This window comes from Paenibacillus sp. NAIST15-1, from assembly GCF_001894745.1.
GTDB classification, from domain to species: Bacteria; Bacillota; Bacilli; order Paenibacillales; family Paenibacillaceae; genus Paenibacillus_B; species Paenibacillus_B suaedae.
Genome location: NZ_BBYF01000026.1, coordinates 52,141 through 70,116, shown reverse-complemented (window position 1 = coordinate 70,116; position 17,976 = coordinate 52,141). Strand labels below are relative to the sequence as shown.

Sequence of the window (17,976 nt, the reverse complement as noted above, 5' to 3'; positions counted from 1 at the left end):
CCTGCGAATTCATGAGTCTGAGTGAGGAAACTTAATCATTTTGAGGGAGCTTAATGATTAATTTGACTCGTCTTTATAATGAAAATGTTCGTGATGAATAGCATCCATTCCAACTATCTTTCCACTCTTTTTATGGAAATACGAAAAATCTTTATTTATCGGCATCCGAAGTAACTGATAATTATTATCTCTGGGCATGGCTTCAATTTGGTTAATAGCTAATTCGCGTGTTGTAAATAGTCCAACTGGAAAGAAATTAGGGAATGGCTTTGAACTATCGGCTACAAATATCCCCCAAACAAATGTATCATCCATTGTCCCCGTCCACCTTACATACTCAATAGTTATACTAAAGTACCCGTTAGTTGAATGACAAATATTTATCTGCTTTACAACTTAAAGCGAAGAAATCGCTGGCTGTTTTTGCGCAAAATAATTATTTCCCTATGATTTAGTCATTTATTTAACCATCGACTTAACTTTTGGTACATGAATTAATCCGCTGAAGGTTATCTGTATTACTGATCCGGCGTGGAAATGGGCCACGAATTTTTGTTTTGCATCTAATCGAATCCTTTCATAATTACCAGTCTTTTTTCAATGGAAGATGAAAGTCTAAGCTATAAGGGCCGTTTTCTAATTTTAATAACATTTCATGAATATCTTTGCGTTCTCTTGCATCATTCGTTTTTCCATTCAAGTCCTCTTTAGACCAAAAACTATATCCAAGCAAGTAGCTCTGCCCCATTTCATCAAAACTCGAATAAACTCTTTGCAGTATTTCTGCAGCTTGTAAACATAGATCCAATGCTTCTTCTTTCGTATAGATACCTGCAATATAGCACATGGAAGCTACATGGATAAGTCTAACTAAATCCCAAGCCAAAACCCCTTTATCGCCCATTTTTTCTTTTATAACATGACACAATTCATATCTAAATGGGTCTGCTACTTCTTTGGATTTTTTTAATTCTTCTATGTACTGTACATTCGTCTTGCCGGAAAATAATAATTCCATAACTTCATCTGCTTCTTCTCCGGATTCAATTCCCCAATCTGCTGCTAAAATAGAAAATTGCTCTTCTTTAGCCCCTTCGGTAGGAACCACTCCGCCAAACACCCCCAAATCCCTCCAAGTTGCTACAGCAAAAATAGCATATGCCGCATTAAACCATTTAATTGTCTCACTTGTTTCTTTATTGCTTAATAGTGGCCTCCATTCTTGTTCAAACAATTTTTCAAGCTTTTCTACACCCCTGCCTAATAAAGACTTTGTTAAATCTAATCTCCATTCTTCTCCATCGGCACTTTTATATAATATGACAAAGCTTTTTTCGCATAATCTGTAAGGCTCTGCGATGAAAATATTAATTATATTCTCGAAGTTTACTTTTTCGCTACTTCTTGGATTTTGAAAATAGAAACCGTCATTGTAGGCGATAAAAATGATAGGTTTCTTAAAAAATCTTTTACGCTCTAATTTAAATATCTCTTTGCTGATTACACTGGTTACCAATTCGTCATCTCCTTTTAAACACCCTGTTTTCCTTTATTATATATATTGGGTTGTCAACAGTAAATTTAAGACAGGATTTTTTAAAGGCTTCTTGGTGATACGGAACAGGCGTCAGATATCCCAGCGTTCCGTAAATTCGATGTTTATTAAACCAGTTGACATAATCGTATAGCTCCAATTCCAGATGGTGAAGATTCGACGAATGTCCCCGCCCAAAATGAGGATTGCTAATAATCAACAAAAAAGGGGCTATCATCTTATGGATAGCCCATCAAATCAACTTTTACTCTTTGTACTCTGGGTGATTGTGTCGTTTACATCCGAACAAGTAACAGCCCGAGCTCATTGAAGTGTTAAATTCCATCATGGGAATAAATCCTAATAAAATTTTCTCAAACATATGCTCATATTCTTTTTTCTCATCAAGCAATTGCTTAATGTGCTCTTCTTTCTCCCTTTCTGTCCAATCTTCGTCACAATCATCTTCATGAGCTTCTTTTATTTCCTCAATTTTTTGTTGAATTACTTCATTCAAGATGTCACGAGCTCGATTTTCATTTTGGGTTTTACATAAAGCATATACGAATCTACTAACCCAGTCTGGTGTTTTCCAATACTGTCCCCAACCTTTGTCAAACCAATAAATAGACTCATTGAAACAGCCTAATTCAAGATATAACTCTGCAACTTCTACATCACCGACAAAATCATCATCATCTTCAGAAAATACATCTAATTTCTTCTTCGCTTCTATTTTTCTCCCAAGCTCGATTAAGCACTTAACATGACTGTACATTGCATAATCAGAATTTCGGGAACATTGAAGGAAAAAGTCTGAAGCTTCTTGTATTTGTCCAAGATGATATTTGGCAATAGCCAAATTGTTATAAGCTTCATTTGAAGGGTGTATGATCAAAGATTGGTTCAAGGCATCTGCGGCCTGTTGCCACATTTCCTTCTCAACATAAATTTCCCCCAAAATATTGTAAGGAAAATGAGATGAAGGATTTAATTCAATAGCTTTTTGATTGGCACTCAACGAATGTTTTCCCCTTTATAATCATCATTTTCCTTGTTCAACAGCCCTCAAGACCTAGCCAACATCCTCTGTCACCACTAACATGCTTGCCGACGGCGGAATAACAAGGTTGTTCCCCATACTAGAACGGCCGTAACTGTCAATAGAACAGCTAATGCAGCTATCGGATATAGGATAGGCTCCCCAAAGAAATTAACTGTACGGAAGCTATTGAAAAGATGAGTAACTCGGATAAACTGACTGTACCCGAACGTCACCATCCATTCGATAATCGGATAACGAATATTACGCACATCTAGTAGTAGGTAGGGAATTCCGAGTACGCCCCCCGCCAGCAGCATCGTGACCAACGATGAACGGCTAAGTGAGGAAATAAACGTCACGGCAATCGCAAATGCTGCACAGCCAATGGTTTGCACCCCTAATTGAATAAAATAGTACTCTATCACGGTGAATGAATACGGATATTCTGCAAAAGGACGTGTGTCTCCATACCTTCTCATACTATTAAGAGGTGTGGTGGCTCCATCCAAGTTGCCAAACAACAAGGCCGTTACCCCCATATTGATCAGCTGAAATACCAGGACACACAACAAGGTGTACAGAATAGCTGCTAAGCATTTTGCATGAATAAGCTTGCTTCGCCCATGTCTGCTGCTTAAGAGCAAGCTGTCCATCCTAGTTGCATATTCTGTTGAATAGATGGGAGAAAGTCCGATGAGAAGCATGGCTCCCATGAAGGCAACACCAAATTGATCGACCATATAGATCAATTCGCCCCATGGCATATTATAGTATAATTGAGCGGTTGGCGGCCCTTGCTCCGACAGTAGTTTTTCTTTTAATTTCGTTTTTTTATACTCGTATGAGTCAGGCTGACTTAACATGAGCCGAATTTCAATGTCTAGTAATTGCTCTTCGTATTTATGCAGCATATTGGGCATTCCCGAGATATCCTCCATAATACTTTTTTCTTGAATCGGCAGCTGATGCCAGTTGCTCCTCTTGTATCTTTCATTCACCCGCTGAATATCTTTTGCTGTAATCTCACGCGCATAGGAGCGGTATTCCTTTGACCCATCTTGATAATATTCAGCATGAAATGCAATAACCACCGTATAGATAGCTGCAAGTAATAGACTAACAATAAATACGCTCTTGCGCGATACGATCTTCAACAGCTCGTACCTCAGTAACTGTCTCATTGCATAATCTCCTCATTAAAATAATGCAAATATAGGTCTTCCAATCCTGCCGTCACTGGCTGAGCTGTCAGCAGCGGCTTGTCTGGAGACAGGATACGAACCTCAACCCCACTGTCACGGCGAAGGATATTGACTATCTTGTAACGCTGTTTCAAGACGGGGAGCTGATTTTCATCAACTGTGACCTTCCATACCGATTCCTTCAATTCTTTTAATAAAGAGACGAGCCTATCTTGCTTGAGCAGGTATCCTTGTTTCATAAGCAGCACATCTTTGGCAACGTACTCGATATCCGACACAATATGAGTTGATAATAGGATGATCCGATTTGCGGACATTTCCGATAATATATTGCGGAAACGAATTCGTTCTGTTGGATCAAGCCCGGCAGTCGGCTCGTCCAAGATGAGCACCTTCGGATCATTCAATAATGCTTGCGCTATACCGAGCCGCTGCCGCATACCTCCGGAGTAGGATTTTATTTTAGAGTCTGCTTCATAACCAAGACCGACCAGTTGAAGAACTTCCTCGACTTTTGTAGCTGCAGCCCTTTTTTCAAGCCCTTTTAACGCCGCAATGTACATGAGAAATCGTCGACCAGTGAACTGCCTGTAGTATCCAAATTGCTGGGGCAAGTAGCCAAGGACATCCCGATAACGCTCTTCCATCGTTCGTATATCCTGCCCATTCAACCGAATTATGCCGCTAGTTGGACGCAGAATATCCGCAAGCATGCGCAGCAATGTTGTCTTTCCCGCTCCATTTGGGCCCAGTAAGCCATAAACACCACAGCTTAATTCAGCAGTAAATTGATTGACGGCAACAAGCTCTTTGAATTGTTTAGAAATATTCTGAATCGTTAGCTCCATAGCTTAAGCTTCCTTCCGCAATAAAGGTGTGATTTCGCAGCAGCTTCCACCCTTGTCTGAATAGAAGATACACTGCACCTGCATTAACCAAAATCGTAATGAGTATATGTAAATGCATCATGCGCATAAGCATGTCCGGACGTGTGAGCAGGATCATTCCGACAGCCATCCATATGCTTATTGTCACCATCGAACTGACGGTACATCGTATCCGCATAGCCAGCCATAGAGAAGAGCTAGCAACGATGATAAACGGTGTAAACCAAGTCCACGTTAGGCCCCAAAATGAAACATCGCCACGAACAAAATATACTAGTCCAGATAAGCAGGTGTTCAAAATAAGACTATTCATTACGATAAAAAGCAGACGCGATAGCATTAGCTCCTGTGCAGAAACTTTGCAGGCCAGCTCCATTTCCAGAACCCCCTGTTCCCTTCCCTTGAACACTTCTAATAACCCAATCACGAACGGAAGCGGTGAAAAAAGAATGACCACGATAGCAGGCATCTGCTGTACAGTCACACTCATCCATACCCCTGCCCCGAACAAAACAAGACAACTCATCCAATACAGCTTGCTGAATATGCCAATATCAGCAGCGGCTATCGTCCACAGATTGATCCATCGCCGCCAATGGCCCATCATTGATACTTCCCGCGAGTTTTCGCTTATATCAGGGACATATTGCCTCAGTACGTCAATGGTAGTATTGATTCGCTGTTCCTCCGGCAGTTCCACACGGAATTGCTGCAATATCGATTCAAGCATCCACAGCTCTGCATCAAGATCGTCCGCTTTGTCCATGTCCTCCTCCCAAACTGACTTACCCTTGTTTTCTCTGCGCTTGCTCATCGCTCGATTCCTCCTCTCCTAGCAGCATTTTCTTCAGCCTTGAAATTCCCGAACGAATACGAGATTTAATGGTCGATTCATTTGCTCCCGTCACATCCGCAATCTCTCGTATCTTAAGCCCATGATAATAATTGAGAATGATAGCATCTCGCTGATGTTCCGGCAGAGCGAGCACAGCCTGCTTCGCTTGTTCCTGCTGGTCATGCAACTGGAATAAGTCCCATACGTTGCTATGAGCATCCGGAATCGTCTCGTCCAGTTCAGCTTGGACATGCGAGTTACGATACTGTTTGCTGCGGTAGTAGTCTAGACAGTGATTAACAGCAATTTTCAGCAGCCAATGTTCGAACTTGCCATGGCTCTGATAGCTGGGCAGCGATTGCATCATCTTGATGAATACTTCTTGCGTCAGATCATATGCAGTATGATGGTTCCCGATCTTGCGATAGATGTATGAGAAGATCATCGCGTAATGCCGCTTGACCAGCATCTCCATTGCAGCTTGGCTGCCGCTTCGTATTTCTGTAATTAGCTCCTCATCGGAAAGCACAGTACTCCCCCCCTCATCTCTATTAACGATATGAATCATCAAAAAGACGATGTTCAGTAAAAATATTTTAAATTACAAAAAAAAACCGACTCCCTAATAGAGAATCGGCGAAAATCATCGTATCTAATAATTCTCCAGTATTTCAGTGTGCCGGACAGAGCATACATCAGTGGCTCGATGGCAACGTCCTTGCAACCTCCTACTGCTGCATCTGCACAAGCTGCTCCTAGCTCCCACATGTCTTCACTCTGTGCAGTCTCCTAGCATTGTAAACCAATCAAGAGCAGTGAAAATGATGTACGATGCTGATAAATATGCTAAAATCATGAACACATAGACTACGACAACATTAATAGAAAGGCGAGCGTTTATGAACCAAGATATTTACATTCGCATGGCAGAAGAAGCTGATGCGCAGGAGCTGTTACACATCTACGCTCCCTATGTCACCGATACGGCTATCACGTTCGAGTATACCGTACCAACTGTCCAAGAATTTGCAAATCGAATTCGGCAAACGCTGCAAAGATACCCCTATCTAGTAATCATTCAAAACGAGAGAATCTGCGGATATGCATATGCATCTGTCTTTAAAGGCCGTGCTGCGTATGACTGGTCAGTTGAAACAAGCGTGTATCTACGGCAGGATTGTCGCGGAGCTGGACTAGGCAAGAAGCTGTATTATGCTTTGGAGGACGCCTTGACGCGGCAGAATGTTATTAACGTGAACGCATGTATCTCTTATCCATGTGAGCCGAATGAATTTTTGGACAACGGCAGCGAGAAATTCCACAGCCATCTAGGCTATAAGAAGGTAGCTCATTTCACCAAATGCGCTTACAAATTTGATCAGTGGTACGATATGATCTGGATGGAGAAAATGATAGGCGATCACACAAACAAGCCCGAACCGTTCATCCCGATTACCGAGTTGTAATGAAGTAGACAAATCACTCATGATGAGAGTATTTTTACTCTGTTCATGATCTTCTATAACTGTATTCATGAAACTAACAGGCACGGTTAGTTCAATAAACCAGCACCGTAATTGTCACGGGAAAATATACTATTGTACCGAGGTTGTTGATCCTATGCGGCTTTTGAATTGCAAAATCGGCAGCCTCTGTAAAATAAGTTTTAGACTGACCCCGTAATAAGAAGCATCGGCGGACTAGGACTGAACTGTACCCCGTCAAGTCAATGTCATTAAGTTAATAGAGTAATGACATTGACGTTAAGGGTCACAGTTCAGTTTCCTGTTCAAGGGGATTCTCTTCTTCGGTTAATTAACAAAATTGTTCAGAACTGAACTTATGTTATTCGTTTAATAAAGTTGTCACCTTGTTCTGGATCAGCTTGGCTACTTCTTCCGCAGACTTTTGTCCGCTAAAGAATGATCTGACCTCATCTCCGATAATGGAAATCACACGACCGTCCGCATCCGAATAGTTATCCGCTGTATTAATGAATTGTTTGAACTGAGTGAACTCTTCGTCCGACACCTTAGGCGCTTTCCCGTCTGGAAGCTTGTACGTCCCACTTTTAACTTGTTCTTGAATGTCGTTCAACTGCTTCTCATTCACGGATTTAAGCAGTGAAAACCCTTCTCTCTCTTGTAGCGATTGCCCTTCTTCGGATAACAAGTAAGCAATAACCTTCCAAGCCTCCTCTTTAACCGGAGATTTGGCATTTATTGCGAACCGGGATGCTACAACGATCCTCGTTCCGCCTTTTTGTTCAGGTTTTTGCAGCAACTTCGGATCGGAGAAGAGAAGATGAGGGCCATTGATTAATTCTGCCGGCGATTGCAAAACAGTAGAATAAAACATTTGCTTGCCTATATCCGCTGGTTCCGAAGTCATTACTTTATCATCAAACATTTTTTTGATTTGTTGCATCGTTTCCAGAAATAAGGGCGAGTCGAATTTGGCTTTTTTCGCTGTAGGATCAACGAATTCCGTGTATTTATCGACAATCAGCTCTTGAAGGATTAGCTCCGGGGGGTCATTCGCTAAAGCGTAGCGGCGTTCCGAGCCGCTATCTCCCAGTTTTTTCGAAATCTCTTCGAACTCCTTCCATGTCCAATTCTTATCGTCAACATTCGCGTTCTTAAGAATGTCCCCATCCCCTACGAACGTCCGCAGGGTGAACCCTAAGGGCATGGCATAAGAACCGCCGTTCAGCTTTACCGCATCCAAAATGTTCATTTGCAAATCGCTTTTATTCACCGTTTTGTCTTGCTCGATGAGCTCATCCATGTTCAGGACAAGCTTTTTGTTCACATAATCTTCGATAGGCAAATTGCTGATTTCGAAAATATCCGGACCTTTGCCCGATAGTAGCGCTGCATTCGTCGTTTTTTGGTATTTTTCAAAATCATCTGAAATCTGAAGTTGCAGATCGATGTCCGGATACTTTTCTTCAACCTTTTTTTCTATCGTCTTATAAAATGTGCTCGATTGTGTAGGCCATAGCTGCAACGCCAAAGTAACGATTGTTTTCCCTTCTTTTATTTCCGGTTTCTCCGTACTTGCCGATTCATTGCTGCCTCCAGAACCGCATGCGGTCATTGACAATGTTAAAATACCAATAAATAGGATACAAAAACACTTTTTCATTGAATGAATTCCTCCTGAATTTTCATCACATATATGTATAACTATTGCAAATGAACACGGTTTCCGTCTTGTAAAGGCTCACTGCTTTCTAGAATAATCAGGTCTTCCTCATAGAGATTATCCGATTGAATCATTGTTTCCTTGCCATTCGCTTCACTGGACTTGTTTCGGATTTTAGGCGAGAAACATCAATGCCGCTAAAGCATCCTTTTGGATCCATTTTTTTATCGTTCTCGTCATAATGAAGCCGTACCAAAAACCCACTTCTTCATTCATTGGTTCCTCCTCCCATTCATTCATTAAGAATAGGGCAGAAATATAAAATAAGAAGTAGGGTTAAGTTTAAATTTTCCTTAAAGGTCCAGCTTCGAAAACCGGATTTCAAAAAGCGTGCGAATCGAACTGCTTTGGGCCGTAATCGTACCTTGATGCTGAGTCACGATATTTTTCGCGATGAACAGACCGAGACCCGTGCCTCCCTCACGATAAGTACGCGCCTGATCCCCGGTAAAACTGCTAGGCTTTCAATGTACTTGAACAAAAGCCCTTGATACGTTTATCAGCTTCGTACAGTCGCCATAACTCACTTAAAATCATAATATCGGGAATGTAACAAAGTTCTTGTAATCAGTCGGGAATAAAAATAAAAAGCCGCATAATTAGCGGCTTCAAAATGTTAGTATATTTTTGTCCTCTGACTCGAAATAGCCTCTTAATGGACTGCTAATCCGTATAATGGCTCAATTATTTGTCTGCCCACATTCACATCGTCTACCTTCCATTGGTTATCAACAAATTTATAGAATACATAACGATCAACGAGCTCGAGATTGATAGGACCACTTTCAAGGTAAGCAGATTGGTGCATTCTCGCCGCTGTGGTGCTGTCGTAGGTAATATCGGCCTTTTTTGTTAGTATAGCGTTATTTTTAATGCCATTACTGTAAATAATCTTGTTTATAAATGCGTCCGTGAAATAAGGTCTGAAATAGGTTCGAATTTGCGAATAGCTTGAGAGATCGGTGGCTTCATTTATCTTTGTATTAAGCACGTCTATTCTCTCCTGACTCATTCTCCAAGACTTGAGTGGCTCTGTACGGATAAAGACCTGTTGCTGTCCGATCGTAATGGTTGCTTTTCGTTCTTGTTCGGACCACAGCGCTGTTCCGCCAAAGGCTTCAGCAAAAACACGTGCTGGTACATAAGTTGTTCCATTATCAATTTTTGCTGGCACATCAAGCTTGAAAGCAGCGTTATTTAATAAAGCAGTGTGAGAATTAACATACAGCAATAGCTCTCGATTGCCACGAATAATCGTAATGCTTTTTTTTGCCTGATTCCAGATCACTTCTGAATTGAATCTTTCTGAAACAGCACGTAATGGAATCAGTACTCGTCCATTTTCAACTTTTCCATTGTCAACCGTATTCGAAAAATTATTGGCGAAGCTTATCGTTGGATTACCGATTAGTAAGGTACACACAAAAGAAAGTGTTAGTGCGATTATTGTTTTTTTCATAGATGTTTCCTTCCACGTTTCTATCATATTCTTGACCCTCGCTCAATTCTTGTCTTCGAAAATTCTTTGCGATACGCTCCCCTTCAGTTAGATAAACGCAATCTAATGGATAATGTTGCAGAATATAACTTCATTGAATACAAAAAGCCCCTCTTCCAAAGGGACGAGGAGCCGCGGTACCACCCTATATTAGAACCTTTAAAATTATTTAAAAGTTCACACTATAATGAATAACGGTTAAACCGGTACACCTCTGCTTAGCTAGAAAGGTTTCAAAGGACTGCTCCGGAGCGAACTTCATTTAACCCTTTTCCCTAGAAGCGCTCTCAATCTCGGGCGTTTCCTCCCTGTAAGAAGGAATTGATATACTTTCTCCATTAAAGCATTAATATGTAATTTTCCTCATTCTACGGTAATAACTATTTAAAGTCAATTATTTGAATTAAAAGGAAAACCATATCTGTACTAACCTGCCCGTTAGCTCAATAGTCTTATGTTTTAATTAGAGTCGCTGCTTATAGTTGTGAGGCTTGCCGAACACCTAATGCAGTGACGTCCCGACGGGCTTAGGGGGCTGGATGTGGTCACTCGCTTCTCAGAGTGACCCGAAACGTCAATATGGTGTTAGTCGAAGGAAGTTCTGGAAGCAGCCATTGCATTTAACGCGTTCTCAAAATAGCTATATACTTCATCTGCAATTCCCAGAAACTCTTCAACAAGTACATTATTACTATCCAAGTAACAAGCATACAGATAATCAACTAAAGCGGAGTCAATCTCACAATAGTTTAATATGGCATTCTTCATCTTAATAATGTCATCTTGCCATAAACCTGTATCTTCTAAAACCAAAGAGTATAATGCACGAATTAATCTCTTAGAGTAACCTTTAATATATCTAATTTTCATTGTGTTATCACTAGCATTAGAAAGTAAACTATGTATACGATCTACTTCCTCCTTGGTCTCTGTATTTAAGTCTAAAATGAATTCTGGAGAAATAATTATCGGTGGTACTTTTTCACCAACGTCATGACCATATATGCAAACACAAATTATCTTTACCCAAAAACCCCACTCATTTGGTTTACTTAATACATCTTCAATCGAGCAAATTATCGTATCAATCTTAGTTACTACTGGATATTCTTCCAAAAGCCTGTCTTTAATATTTGACAATCTTTCGTAATCAATATCTTTGGGATTTACACATACAATAGTAAAGTCTGCATCTGACTTGAAAGGTTTAGCAGTTCCTTTTGGAATCGAGCCACACATATAAATGCTATGAATCTTACCTTTAAATTCGGTAAGTATATTATCTATATACTTATCAACAAAATCCTTATATTCACTTTGTATTACAATTCTATTTATAACTTTTTCTAATATCATATAGACTCCTCCTAAACTAAGAACTTCTTTCGGCTAACGTCTTTTTTGCGAACTTCGTAAATTCGTCATGACTTAAGTTATTCGCAAAATCATTCAACTATCCTGCCAGTTACTTCAACGACAAAGCTGACCGCTGCGGTTGTTTGCTCAACTTTACTATCATTACCCATTAGCTTCAATGTAACTTCCATCGTGCCAAACTTTCGCAAAGAGCCTTATAAGCACGCACCGCGATATTAGCATCATCTGCAAGGATGGTGATTGAATCCTCGAGATACGAGACAATTATTCGAAAAATGAATTCTCCATCCCCTTCAAACCAGTAATAAATTTGATAAATCTCTTGTTCTTTACTGGCGTGCTCTCGTACCACTGTAGCATCTATAAATTCATCAACTATTGCCTCAGGAAGAAAAGGTAAATAAGTATGCGAACGCAGAGGCTTCCTGTACCCGTAGATGATTAGTTTATTTTCCAAGTCTCCAACAATTCTATTCGCCATCTTTAAGCTCCCATCTCTATTTGATACTACTGATATTTTCGTTATATCTCTTTTTATTATCATTAAGAATTACTTCTTGTACTCTCACAACACCCCCCTAACGAAAGCCTTTCTCCTCAATATATTAAATAATTTATACAAAGTGTTAATGCTATTGTTAAGATTTCTATTGAACAAAAAATAGAGGAAAGTAGCTCATATAATGAACTAACTATCCTCTATATACGATACTACAATTAACACGGTCGTGTTCAACCACAAATTCCATATTCAATCATTTATTCTATGATCGTAAGAAGCGTCCACTGATCCTTCCAATTCTTACGCTTAACACGCTCAACATAATAGCTGTGATTCGGAAACTGCGGACATCTTCTCACGACGAGCTGAAATAAATCTTCCAGTCCATACGGTGCACAAATATCCAATTGATCGTGTTCGTCCAGACGAGCACCGACAGCCGTCGCCGTTTCTGGCCAGTGATACAGTGCGTCCCATGTTGATGTATAGGGTTCTACTCCATTATGAGTGTGCATTCTTGCTTGATTTTTGACCGACCATTTCTCATTTCCCGTCTGCTGAATCAGCGCCCGCTCCAAGCGAAGATCCCGTTCCTCGGATACATCATCGCGATCAAAATACACAACATCAATATCACTATGTCTGCTGCGATTATCGAACCCATGGAGCTTGTCCCATACATAGTTGCGGATGTATCCCGCCGCAATATAGCATTGCGGCAGTTGTAGCTCCTGAACGATACGCAAATCACGCATGAACGCTTCATGCTCACGCAAATATTGTTTCAGCTGTTGCTCTAGCATTTTTTGTTAACCCTCATTTCCATTGGAAACTATGATTGCTTCATTCCGACCGCGATCCATCTTCCGTCTACATCCTCGAATACGAATTCTCGATTGTTATAGTCAGTTGTCGTGAGTGGACGCACAATCTTGACGCCTCTCGCGGTCAATTCCTCCAGCATTCCCTGCTGATCTGTCGTAATAAAGTATCCGTCGTACCCATATCCATGGAGCAATCGATTCGGTTTGAAGTTCTCTGGATTACCCTTCGTCAACACAATTTCCATTGCATCTCGGTACAAGCATACATGCGGTTCAGCAGATTCTAAATAATAGACCGAACGGTATCCTAGATTCTCATAGTACTCAGCTGTACGATGCAAATCTGGTGTCGGAAACATTTGAAGGCAGCAAGCAAATGATGCAGATGTTGTTGTCATTCCATTCATCTCCTTTTAACTTTTGTATATTATCTATCGTTTCAATGTCATGTCCCTATTTAGTAACAACCTATCTATCACTTCTACAATCTATTATGGTTGACGTTACCCCAGCTTGTGGCCGCAATTCGGACAGAAATTAGAGCCTTCATTCTTCGCTCCACAGTTCGGACAGAAGTTCGGCTTCTGATTGCCTTCCGTAGAAGCAGAAGTAATGGAAGCACTAGCATCGGATGATGCTGCCGATTCGCCTGTTGCCGGCTTCTGGACTTGATTCATATTTTTCACCATCTCATTCGCCATGTTCATTCCCATCATCATGCCTGCCATGTCAGAGGCCATTCCCCCGCCGCTTACATCACCGGAAGCGATCCCGTCCGTCATCGCAACTTGCTGATACTTCTGCATATCGCCAATCATCTCATAGGATGCCGTCTTCGTGATCATGTCTTGGATTTCTTCTGGGTAATTGAAGCTCATGACCTGGAAGCCAGTGATGGTCATCCCCTGATTCATGACTTCCATATCGAGATCTTCCTTCATGCCTCTTGAGATATCAAAGGCATTTGCCTGCAAATCAAACAAGTCCTTGCCTTCTCTAGAAATCCATTTCATTAACAGTTGATCCAAAATGGACGTAATCCGCAGCTTCACATCCTCCACGAGATAGCTTTCTTTCACGCCAGCAATCTTATCAATCAGGGTAACATAATCATTCACCTTAAAGTTGAACGTGCCGTTCGCACGAATTGGCATGCCGCCTGGGAGTTTCGGGTGAGGAATCAGGATTGGATTTCGCGTTCCCCATCTGACCATGAACTCCTTCGTATTGACGAATAGCACCTCTACCCGCATTCCGCTGTTGAAGCCGAACTTAAATCCTTTGAGTGTAGAAAGGAACGGAATGATTTCGGAATCAATGCTGTACTCGCCATCGTCCTGAAAGATCCCTTCGATTTTGCCATTATTGATGAAGATCGCATCTTGACCCGCGCGGATAATCAGCTTGCTTCCTTTTTTGATCTCTCGATTGCTCCATTTCCAAAAGATCATATCATCGCGGAACTCTTCCCATTCCACCACATTTGCAAATTGATTCTTAAAAAACATATGCTAACCCCCGTCTCTCCCCTAAAATGATCCTCTGCTGCCGCTATGCGAATGACCACCCGAAGTCGTTCCTCCGCCTCCACTGCCTCCACCACCGCTTGAACTGGAGCTGGAGCTGCTGCTATATCTTCTCGTTCTTGTTGTACAGGTACGGATATATTGATCCGAATAATCAACCAAACCTGCTGAGTTCGGATCTTCATACGTCTGAGCATCTACGGTAACCCGTCCGCCGGAACGATATACGAGCAGCGTAACGATTCCGCCTCCCATGACTAAAGCCGCACCTAGTTGAACCCATATATTCAATAAGAGATTGTCAGGATTCACTCCTGGGCGGTAGCCCATGTATTTATGAACCGTCTTCAGATAGGTTAAAAATCCATCCTTGTATTCCTTATCCGCTAAATACGGGGCAATCTTATCTCTGATTTGATCCAATCTATCATCGTCGAAATATACTTTCGCCTTATAGAATCCAGAAAGATACATCTCTCTATGTGTCATGTCTACCATTAAAATGATAGCGTTGCCATGACGCATTTTATAACCAGGGCCATATTCATCATAGAAGTCTTGAGTCATTCTCTTTACGTCATAAGCCAATGGATCATTGGTCGTATAAATAATCATGTCCGTTTTTCGCTCTTCACTGTACTGCTTTGCCAGTTCTAGAAGCTCTTCGTATTCTCGCCCAGTCAGCAGCTTTGCCTCATCGAAAATCAGCTGATTTCCTTTTTTATTGCTCTCGTTGCTCCATTTTTTGAACATACTTGGATTAGAGCTATTTATTGCACCATTTGAACTCTCACCGCTGCTTGAGCTGGTGTAGCTAGTCCCGTTCGTAGTGCTGGTGGTGGTGCTCGTAAAAGTGCTGCTGGTTGTGCCTGATGTACTACTGCTTGTCGTGGTTGTCGTACTCGTAAACGTAGTCCCATCGTTCGTGCTGCTGATCATACTGCTAACGGTACTGTTCTTACCCGAGTCAACTGCTTGCGATCCCGCTGTTACATACTGATAGACGGACTCAATATACCTTTGAAAAGCAGCCTTATAACGGCCTTCCCCGTATTCATCAGCGACAAAATCGGTTATGCTGCTTAGCCGTTCATCGTCCAAATGATCTGCCGCCTTTTGAAATACATTTATGTAGATTTTCTCGTGATTCGTATTCAGAATCAGCACAGCTGCATTACTGACAGAAAAATCTTCATTGGAGTTATTCTTCGCATATAAATCCTGCAGCACTTCCCAAGTCCCTTGATCTTTATCTGTTACAATCCCGATGATATTGATCCCTATTTCCGATCCATACCGATTAGCCAACTCGTTCAATTCTTTTACTTCCTTCTTACTGAGTACACCCACGGAATCATCAATTAACTGCTTGTTATTCTTGGCAGCCGCACTGACACTTCCCGTGATCATCTCCATGGGGATGACGAGCAGCAATGCTGCGAACAGCAGGACGACAGCGATAACGCGATGCCTTCTCATCAGAATTTCCCTCCTATATACAAATAGGACACAAGCTGAAATACGAGGAAGAATATCGCCGATAATCCCGCAAACCATGCGAACACCTTCGACTTGCTGATCGGAGGCTTGCCGACCACCTTGCCCGTCTGTCCATTCATCGCAAACGTATATTCCAGTTTATTATAGTCATAATGCAGTACCCAGACCGGAAGCAGAACATAGTCAGCTCGCTGCGTCTCCGTGTGAATATGAACATTATCATACTTCGCTGACGTATATTCCGTTACGGTTGAATCTATGAATTCAAAAATATACTCTTTTATTTTTTCCTTTACCCGCGGCAGCAGCTCTTCCTCGTTATAACTATACGTTTCAGCAACATAACCTGCTAAGTATGGCGTCTTAAAGTTCTCAAGCTTTTCATAGGGAAAAGGTTCAAGCTTATCCATAAGTTCATCTGTCATCTTTGCCGAAGCATCCACCGGAACTTTTATATAGTCCAGGCAAATCTCGCGATAGAAATCATAGTGTGCTGTTTCCGTATAATCGTAATCGCCTGAGCGGTATTTGCTGACCTTCGTGGCGCTGCCATGAACCTCAATTTCATTCTGCAAATCATAGAGCCAGAATGGGACATACATCCCCGTCATTCCCTTAATTCGATTCGCTGACATGAACCTTTTCGGAGTAATGAGTCCCTTTCCACACCATTTTTTGAACTTCATCACTGCTTCTTCCTTGCTAATGGCAAAAGGAATAATCTTCACCGGCGCCAAATTTCCCGTCAATCGATCTCCTAACACAACGGCAGATCCACAAAAGCTGCAGCTCGTTGCGCTCGTCTCTGCTTCTGTGATAATGACAGCGCCACAGCTATGGCAGTGATATTCCTCCGCAGCATCTTCCTCTGTGAACACGTATTTGGTCATCGGATCCTGCATGTCCTGAACATTGTCTTCTCTTCCACAGCTATGACAGGTTAACATCTCCGTGTATGTGTCATACTCCATCCCGCTACCGCAGTTCGGGCATTTATATTCAATAACCGGCAACCTATTCACCCCTAGAGCATAGAAAGTATCTATTTATATGTAGTGCCTATGAATCGAGATTCAATTCTTTTTCTTCTTCAACTGCTCGATCAGTTCGTCCAAATCGTCTTTCTTCTCACCTCGAAGTTCAGCAAGCGCCATCGCTTCGTCGTAAGCACGGTTCACCTTGTCTTCCATCGCATCGAATGCCGAAGCCTTATCTCCATGTATAGAGTTGCTTGCATGTAATCGTTCCTGCGCCTGGGCCGCTGCAAGCTTCCCCTTAAGTGCTGCACGCCGCGCCTCCAGCTCGCCGATATCAGAGACCAGCTTGTCCTGCAGCTGCTTCATTTGAGAAGCAGTTGAAGCTGCCATATCATAAGCCGTTTGCAACTGCTGCAACTTTTCCGAATGAACTGCCTTTTTCTCTAAAAAAGCACGTGCTCCTGCTTCATTCCCATCTGCCGCTGATTTCTCTGCATATCGCTGCAGTTTTGCGATTTCTGCTGTGCATTCGTCCAATGCTCGTTTGGCTCGCTGCTCTGCTGCAACAACGGAAGCCGTCTCAGCCTTCACCTTGCCGAGATCATCGTTCAACTTCCGCATGTAATCATCAATGGTTTTCTCAGGATCTTCAGCCTTCTGAAATAGACTATTGATGTTGATGGACATGAGTTCCTTGACTCTCGATAAGATTTCGATAATGCTTCCCTCCATTAGAAGAATTTTCATCTCCAATCTATACGTTAATCATACAGCAAATATAGGTAAAAAGGATGGGGAAATTCGACATTTTGAACTACGGATCGATTCCTTGCGACATGTGTGTAAGGCGGCATACCCTAACCATTTTTAACTTCAGCGATGGTATAGCAAAATCCATGAACGCCCTGGAAGCGTAATGTTGTACGATTTTTTCCGGCAATATCGTGTTCGATTTCGAGCGGAAATACGACTGATAAGTTCACAAAAAAAGACCAAGTTTATAAGCTAAACTTGGTCTTTATATCTTTTATGTATTCTTCGCTGGTTACTATTTAGCTAGAG

At 41.7% G+C, this 17,976-nt stretch carries 19 protein-coding genes and 1 pseudogene; 1 reads left to right on the top strand and 19 read right to left on the bottom strand.

Annotation, left to right across the window (positions count from 1 at the left end; genetic code table 11):
* Window positions 1-57: 57 nt before the first annotated feature.
* The 8 genes from PBN151_RS29120 to PBN151_RS29085 form a co-directional block, all read right to left on the bottom strand.
* Complete coding sequence (locus PBN151_RS29120; protein ID WP_072732095.1) at window positions 58-315, bottom strand: hypothetical protein; 258 nt, start codon at window positions 313-315, stop codon at window positions 58-60.
* A gap of 268 nt (window positions 316-583) precedes the next feature.
* On the bottom strand, window positions 584-1,516 hold the full coding sequence (locus PBN151_RS29115; protein WP_072732094.1) for a DUF1266 domain-containing protein: 933 nt from the start codon (window positions 1,514-1,516) through the stop codon (window positions 584-586).
* Between the two features lie 4 nt (window positions 1,517-1,520).
* A complete protein-coding gene (locus PBN151_RS32190; protein ID WP_083545384.1) occupies window positions 1,521-1,772 on the bottom strand; it encodes an IS3 family transposase in 252 nt (83 codons plus the stop codon).
* A gap of 27 nt (window positions 1,773-1,799) precedes the next feature.
* Window positions 1,800-2,555 carry a tetratricopeptide repeat protein gene (locus PBN151_RS29105; protein ID WP_072732093.1) on the bottom strand — a complete coding sequence of 252 codons (756 nt, stop codon included), beginning with the start codon at window positions 2,553-2,555 and terminating at the stop codon, window positions 1,800-1,802.
* Between the two features lie 77 nt (window positions 2,556-2,632).
* Window positions 2,633-3,760 (bottom strand): ABC transporter permease, encoded by a 1,128-nt coding sequence (locus tag PBN151_RS29100; protein ID WP_072732092.1) that lies wholly within the window; start codon window positions 3,758-3,760, stop codon window positions 2,633-2,635.
* The gene (locus PBN151_RS29095; protein ID WP_072732091.1) at window positions 3,757-4,629 is read right to left on the bottom strand and encodes an ABC transporter ATP-binding protein; all 873 of its coding nucleotides are present in this window, start codon (window positions 4,627-4,629) and stop codon (window positions 3,757-3,759) included. Before PBN151_RS29095 ends, PBN151_RS29100 begins: the two co-directional genes overlap by 4 nt.
* Window positions 4,601-5,482 carry a hypothetical protein gene (locus PBN151_RS29090; RefSeq protein ID WP_227775195.1) on the bottom strand — a complete coding sequence of 294 codons (882 nt, stop codon included), beginning with the start codon at window positions 5,480-5,482 and terminating at the stop codon, window positions 4,601-4,603. Before PBN151_RS29090 ends, PBN151_RS29095 begins: the two co-directional genes overlap by 29 nt.
* Window positions 5,454-6,032 (bottom strand): RNA polymerase sigma factor, encoded by a 579-nt coding sequence (locus PBN151_RS29085; RefSeq protein ID WP_083545383.1) that lies wholly within the window; start codon window positions 6,030-6,032, stop codon window positions 5,454-5,456. The genes PBN151_RS29090 and PBN151_RS29085 overlap by 29 nt, the downstream gene beginning before the upstream one ends.
* A 370-nt stretch (window positions 6,033-6,402) precedes the next feature.
* Here PBN151_RS29085 and PBN151_RS29075 point away from each other — a divergent pair, with 370 nt between their 5' ends.
* Window positions 6,403-6,969 carry a GNAT family N-acetyltransferase gene (locus PBN151_RS29075; protein WP_083545382.1) on the top strand — a complete coding sequence of 189 codons (567 nt, stop codon included), beginning with the start codon at window positions 6,403-6,405 and terminating at the stop codon, window positions 6,967-6,969.
* 379 nt (window positions 6,970-7,348) lie between these two features.
* Here the strand turns inward: PBN151_RS29075 and PBN151_RS29070 are convergent, their stop codons facing one another.
* The 11 genes and pseudogenes from PBN151_RS29070 to PBN151_RS29020 form a co-directional block, all read right to left on the bottom strand.
* A complete protein-coding gene (locus PBN151_RS29070; protein ID WP_072732087.1) occupies window positions 7,349-8,650 on the bottom strand; it encodes an ABC transporter substrate-binding protein in 1,302 nt (433 codons plus the stop codon).
* Window positions 8,651-9,003: 353 nt separating this feature from the next.
* Window positions 9,004-9,162, bottom strand: a pseudogene (locus tag PBN151_RS29065) (ATP-binding protein); the annotation flags it as partial.
* 200 nt (window positions 9,163-9,362) lie between these two features.
* Entirely contained in the window at window positions 9,363-10,169 is an 807-nt protein-coding gene (locus PBN151_RS29060) for a stalk domain-containing protein (RefSeq protein WP_072732105.1), read from the bottom strand.
* A 624-nt stretch (window positions 10,170-10,793) separates the two neighbouring features.
* Complete coding sequence (locus PBN151_RS29055) at window positions 10,794-11,564, bottom strand: nucleotidyltransferase domain-containing protein (RefSeq protein WP_072732086.1); 771 nt, start codon at window positions 11,562-11,564, stop codon at window positions 10,794-10,796.
* A 175-nt stretch (window positions 11,565-11,739) separates the two neighbouring features.
* Window positions 11,740-12,066: a hypothetical protein gene (locus tag PBN151_RS29050; protein ID WP_072732104.1), complete on the bottom strand. Its 327-nt coding sequence runs from the start codon at window positions 12,064-12,066 to the stop codon at window positions 11,740-11,742.
* Window positions 12,067-12,344: 278 nt separating this feature from the next.
* A complete protein-coding gene (locus tag PBN151_RS29045; protein WP_072732085.1) occupies window positions 12,345-12,890 on the bottom strand; it encodes a nucleotidyltransferase family protein in 546 nt (181 codons plus the stop codon).
* Between the two features lie 29 nt (window positions 12,891-12,919).
* Complete coding sequence (locus PBN151_RS29040) at window positions 12,920-13,309, bottom strand: VOC family protein (protein ID WP_072732084.1); 390 nt, start codon at window positions 13,307-13,309, stop codon at window positions 12,920-12,922.
* 105 nt (window positions 13,310-13,414) lie between these two features.
* Window positions 13,415-14,419: an SPFH domain-containing protein gene (locus PBN151_RS29035; RefSeq protein ID WP_072732083.1), complete on the bottom strand. Its 1,005-nt coding sequence runs from the start codon at window positions 14,417-14,419 to the stop codon at window positions 13,415-13,417.
* A gap of 21 nt (window positions 14,420-14,440) precedes the next feature.
* Window positions 14,441-15,916 carry a TPM domain-containing protein gene (locus PBN151_RS29030; protein ID WP_072732082.1) on the bottom strand — a complete coding sequence of 492 codons (1,476 nt, stop codon included), beginning with the start codon at window positions 15,914-15,916 and terminating at the stop codon, window positions 14,441-14,443.
* Entirely contained in the window at window positions 15,916-16,950 is a 1,035-nt protein-coding gene (locus PBN151_RS29025; protein ID WP_072732081.1) for a TFIIB-type zinc ribbon-containing protein, read from the bottom strand. The genes PBN151_RS29030 and PBN151_RS29025 overlap by 1 nt, the downstream gene beginning before the upstream one ends.
* Window positions 16,951-17,010: 60 nt before the next feature.
* Window positions 17,011-17,631 (bottom strand): PspA/IM30 family protein, encoded by a 621-nt coding sequence (locus PBN151_RS29020; RefSeq protein WP_072732103.1) that lies wholly within the window; start codon window positions 17,629-17,631, stop codon window positions 17,011-17,013.
* Window positions 17,632-17,976 lie beyond the last annotated feature (345 nt).